This window comes from Vibrio sp. V42_P2S4T144, from assembly GCF_009904715.1.
Lineage (GTDB): Bacteria > Pseudomonadota > Gammaproteobacteria > Enterobacterales > Vibrionaceae > Vibrio > Vibrio alginolyticus.
In genome coordinates, this window is sequence record NZ_WXWS01000388.1 from 1 (window position 1) to 5,077 (window position 5,077).

The following is a 5,077-nucleotide window of genomic DNA, read 5'->3' on the forward strand; positions in this document are numbered from 1 at the left end:
CTTAGATATTCTAAGTTTTAGTGGTGACATGTGGAAACGGACATTCAACTTTACCCTGATGAATCGCTCGAAAGCTTCTTGTTGCGCTTATCGCATGAACAAGGCTACGAGCGATTTTCTCATTTCGCTGAAGATATCTGGTTCGACGCCATGGATCAGCATGAAGCGATTGCTGGTGCTTTCCCCTTGGAGCTCAGCCAAGTCAATATCTACCACGCGCAAACCACAAGTCAAATGCGGGTGAGGGTTCTAATCCACCTTGAGAACCAATTAAAACTCAATAACTTTGGTGTACTGCGCTTAGCTTTATCACATTCAAAAGCTCAATTCTCTCCGCAATACAAAGCAGTACACAGATTCGGTTCTGACTACCCTTATACTTTTCTTCGCAAACGCTTCACGCCTATTTGCCCTCTGTGTGTTGACGAAGCACCCTACATTCGCCAGCAGTGGCAACTTATCTCTCACCAAGCTTGTGAACACCATGGCTGTAAACTGGTTCATCACTGTCCTGAGTGTAAGTCGAGACTTGAATACCAAAGCACCGAGAGTATTAGTCAATGTGAATGTGGGTATGAACTCCGAAACTCGCCAGTCGAAGATGCGCCAGAGGCTGAGGTATTGGTCGCTCGATGGTTGTCAGGAAATGATTCAAAACCCTTGGGATTGTTAACAGGGGAAATGACGTTATCTGAGCGCTATGGCTTTTTACTTTGGTATATAAATCGTTATGGTGATATCGATGACCTCAGTTTTGAGTCATTCATTGAATATTGTTGCGCTTGGCCAACGGCACTGTGGCAAGACCTCGATGCCTTGAAAGAGAAGGCAGAACTTGTTCGAGTAAAAGATTGGAAGAAGGTGTTTTTCAATGAAGCCTTCGATACTCTGCTTAAAGGTTGTCGTCAGTTACCTAGTCGGCAGTTGAGTCACAATACCGTACTGACACAGGTGTTAGCTTACTTTACTCAGCTCATGGCAACAGTTCCATCAAGCGTGAAAGGAAATATCGGTGATGCACTGCTCAGCCCTCTAGAAGCTTCTACATTGCTTTCTTGTACAACAGATGAGGTATATCGGCTGTATGAGTTTGGTGAGATCAAAGCCGCGATTAGGCCGCGAATGCATACAAAGATAGCGAGTCACGAGTCGGCGTTTACTCTAAGAAGTGTCATCGAAACAAAGCTGACTCGAATGAGCTCTGAAAGTGATGGTTTAAGTGTATATCTACCTGAGTGGTAATTATGACGAAATTAAGTGACTTATTGGCAATCGAAGACGAAGCAGTAAAGCAGGTTACGCTAAAGAAGATGTTCATGCCCTATACGGAAGAAGTCTGTGTTGAAGGGGGTGAAAAAGAAGCGTTGACGATCTTGCTCAATCTCAGCTCAAACCATAAATTAGATAGGTGCTTGGATTGGTTGGATGTTGCCCGAGCTAAAAGGCATTTAAAAGCGGCTGAGAACCTAGAGGCGTCCCTTGATGAAATTAAATGGTTCCACACTCATAATCTCAAGTTTCCAGACTGTCGAGTTAAAGATCAGCGGATACTTGCACAGGCTCTTACGACAACCGAGGTATTCATTTCAAGCGGAGTATTAGAGCAGCGCTTGGGATGGGCACATGACTCTGCGGTATATCGTCACACATTGTGGTTATTGAATCCTTTTAATTGGCAATCACAGCCCGTATGCATTCTTTCACTTATACAACAAGAAAGCCCCGTTTGGGTTGAGTTGCTCAAAGAGTTTGGTTTAGGTGCTAAGTCACTTGCTCGCTTAAAACATACAATTGAAGAACAGCTCCTTGATAATCATTTTCCCGATAGTGTCAGCCCTTTCAGCAAGCAACTACGGTTTCCGTGGGGGGATGATTATGTTTCGGTGACCCCAGTGGTTAGTCATGCCATTCAGAGCGAGTTAGAAGTAAGATCGAGAAGTCGAGAAAGTAAGCTTCGTTTTGTATCTTCGTCACTGCCTAATTCTGCAAGTATCGGGAACTTGTGCGGCAGTTTAGGTGGGCATATGAAAGCTCTTAACTACCCGCTAGAAGTCAAACCCTCGAAAGGTGGGACGTTAACTGAAAGTCGCAAAAAGAGTGGTCACTACTTTGATGACTGTCAGGTAACTAACGCCAAAATTTGTCAGGTGTTAAATCACTTAATTGGATCAGAACCATCAAAAACACAGAAGCAAAGGGAGAGCGCTCGCAAGGTTAGAAGTAAGATATTGCGAAAGCAGATAGCCCTTTGGATGCTTCCTTTAATTGAGTTAAGAGATATCGTTGATGCTGACCCTAATCAACAGCAATTGGAACATGATGACACTTTAGCTCAAGCCTTTTTGGCGCTACCAGAATCGGACCTAGGCTCCTTAGCCAGTGAGTTTAATCGCCGCTTACATCTTACGTTGCAGAATAATAAGTATGCCGCCAAGTTTGCCTATCACCCTAAGCTTATGCAGCTCGTTAAAGCCCAAATTGTATGGATTCTCGAACAGCTCAGTAAACCTATTGGTAATGAAGATAAGGTAACGGGCGAGCAGTATATCTATTTGTCATCAATGAAAGTGCAAGATGCTGTCGCAATGAGCAGCCCTTACTTGTGCGGTGCTCCTTCTTTGACGGCTATTTGGGGCTTTATGCACCGTTATCAAAGAGAGTTCAATAAGCTAGTTAATAGTAATTCCCTGTTTGAATTTTCGAGTTTCTCTTTTTATGTTCGAAGCGAGAACATTCAATCGACCGCGAAGCTTACCGAGCCTAACTCGGTCGCTAAAGCTAGAACGGTTTCAAACGCGAAACGACCTACCATTCGTAGTGAACGATTGGCGGACCTAGAGATAGACTTAGTTATTAGAGTTCATAGTGAAAGCCGAATTTCAGATTTTAAGGCCGCGCTTAAAACGGCACTTCCCGTTGCTTTCGCCGGAGGGGCGTTATACCAACCACAGCTCTCGACGCAGATTGAGTGGCTAAGGACGTTTACCAGCAGGAGCGAGCTTTTCCATGTCATAAAAGGTTTGCCAGCCTACGGGCGATGGTTATGTCCAAGTGAGAACCAGCCGAGTGACTTTGATGACCTAGAGCATTTAATAACGAAAGACGCTGATAATTTGCCAGTTTCTATTGGCTACCATTTGTTAGAACGTCCGACTAAACGGTGCAACTCGATCACCGATTGTCACGCCTATGCAGAAAATGCGATAGGGTTAGCTAAGAAAGTGAACCCGATAGAAGTACGTTTTAGTGGAAGAGATCACTTTTTCAATCATGCCTTTTGGTCGATAGAATGCAGTAGCGAAACTATTCTTATAAAAAACTTTAGGGGTTAATCGTTTATGGAACTTTGCACTCAGCTGAACTACGTTCGATCACTCTCTGCTGGCAAAGCATATTTCTACTATCTATCTAAAAGTGGTGAGATGTGCCCCCTTGAAATTGATAGAACTAGGTTGCGCGCACCAAAAGGTGGTTATGCAGAAGCATATAAAGGGGGCAAGTTCGTAGAAAAGAATGTTGCTCCACAAGATTTAGCTTACTCCAATCCTCAGTTCATCGAAGAGTGTTATGTAAAACCTGGTGTTGATGATATCTACTGTGCATTCCCCCTTCGAATTCGAGCCAACTCTCTAACTCCAGATACCTGTAGTGATGATGAAGTGCGTTCTAAACTTTCGTTACTTGCTAAAACATATGAAGAGCTCAATGGGTATCAGGAACTTGCTCTTAGATACGCGAAGAACATTCTGCTTGGTACTTGGCTTTGGAGAAACAGAGAGTGTCGAAGATTGTCGATAGAAGTGACCACCAGTGATTCACAAACCTTGATTGTAGAAAACGCAACAAGGCTTTCTTGGTATGGTCATTGGGATGAAGCTTCAGCAGAATGCCTAGAAAAACTTACAGCTTATCTGATGCGAGCCCTATCTGACCCGACCGAATATTTCTACATGGATGTCAAAGCTAAAATTGGAGTTGGTTGGGGGGATGAGGTTTACCCAAGCCAAGAGTTCTTGGATGATCGAGAAGATGGTGCTCCTACTAAGCAGTTAGCTACCGTAGAATTATTGAACGGAAAAGAAACTGCTGCTTTTCATGGTCAGAAAATTGGTGCAGCATTGCAATCGATTGACGATTGGTGGCATGAAGAAGCAGATAAGCCATTAAGAGTGAATGAGTATGGAGCTGACCGAGAGTACGTTATAGCAAGGCGACATGTTTCCTATGGAAATGACTTTTACCAGTTAGTCAGAAATACAGAGAATTGGATTGAGACAATGACAGCTTCTCAGAGCATCCCAAATGACGTGCACTTTATTATGTCGGTCTTGATCAAGGGTGGGCTCTTCAATTGTTCCAAAGCGAAGTAAGGATGACTATGACGAAGCGTTACTACTTCTGTATACGTTATACCCCTGTTCAAGCCGACTATGAGCTGTTAGCAGGGCGTTGTATATCTCAAATGCACCTGTTTATGGTCAATAACCGACAAGCCATGAATAAAATAGGCGTGAGCTTCCCCGGCTGGAGTGATGTTACGGTTGGTCAAACCATAGCCTTTGTTGCCGACGATAAAGAGATGATAATAGGACTCTCTTTTCAGCCCTATTATTCTTTGATGGTAAATGAAGGTTTATTTGAGGTCTCCAGTGTATGTGAGGTTCCAGACAATGCTTTAGAGGTGAGGTTTACCCGTAACCAAACGATTGGGAAAAGCTTTCTGGGTTCCAAGAAACGTCGAATCAAACGTAGCATGGCGAGAGCCGAACTACTTGATGCTGGAACATCATTACCAGTCACTAATGAAGAGCGTGTCGTCGATAGCTTCCATCGAATACCAATCTCCAGCGGTTCATCTGGAGAAGATTATATTTTGTTTGTGCAAAAGGAGTTTGTCTGTGAGCGCGGTGCAGCAAACTTTAATAGCTATGGTTTAGCCACTAATCAAGAAAGAAAAGGCACGGTACCTGAGTTACATTTTTGACCCTTTTTCTAAAGCTGTTTTTTAGAGAAATAAAAACAAGCACTTACAAAAGTACGAAGAAAAAGGGTATTTTGATGAATTGTGACTTTAAGC

4 protein-coding genes are annotated in these 5,077 nt (G+C 43.4%); all 4 read left to right on the forward strand.

Annotated features, from left to right (window positions below; all coding sequences use genetic code 11):
* The first annotated feature begins 30 nt into the window (after positions 1-30).
* Genes CAG68_RS13050 through cas6f form a run of 4 tightly spaced genes read left to right on the forward strand, consistent with a single transcriptional unit; the run spans position 31 to position 4,984 of the window.
* Entirely contained in the window at positions 31-1,242 is a 1,212-nt protein-coding gene (locus CAG68_RS13050; RefSeq protein ID WP_161441245.1) for a TniQ family protein, read from the forward strand.
* 2 nt (positions 1,243-1,244) lie between these two features.
* A complete protein-coding gene (locus tag CAG68_RS13055) occupies positions 1,245-3,332 on the forward strand; it encodes a type I-F CRISPR-associated protein Csy2 (protein ID WP_161441246.1) in 2,088 nt (695 codons plus the stop codon).
* Between the two features lie 6 nt (positions 3,333-3,338).
* Positions 3,339-4,370 (forward strand): type I-F CRISPR-associated protein Csy3, encoded by a 1,032-nt coding sequence (gene csy3, locus CAG68_RS13060; protein ID WP_065646504.1) that lies wholly within the window; start codon positions 3,339-3,341, stop codon positions 4,368-4,370.
* An 8-nt stretch (positions 4,371-4,378) separates the two neighbouring features.
* Positions 4,379-4,984, forward strand: a complete 606-nt coding sequence (gene cas6f / locus CAG68_RS13065) for a type I-F CRISPR-associated endoribonuclease Cas6/Csy4 (protein ID WP_161441247.1) — start codon at positions 4,379-4,381, stop codon at positions 4,982-4,984.
* Positions 4,985-5,077 lie beyond the last annotated feature (93 nt).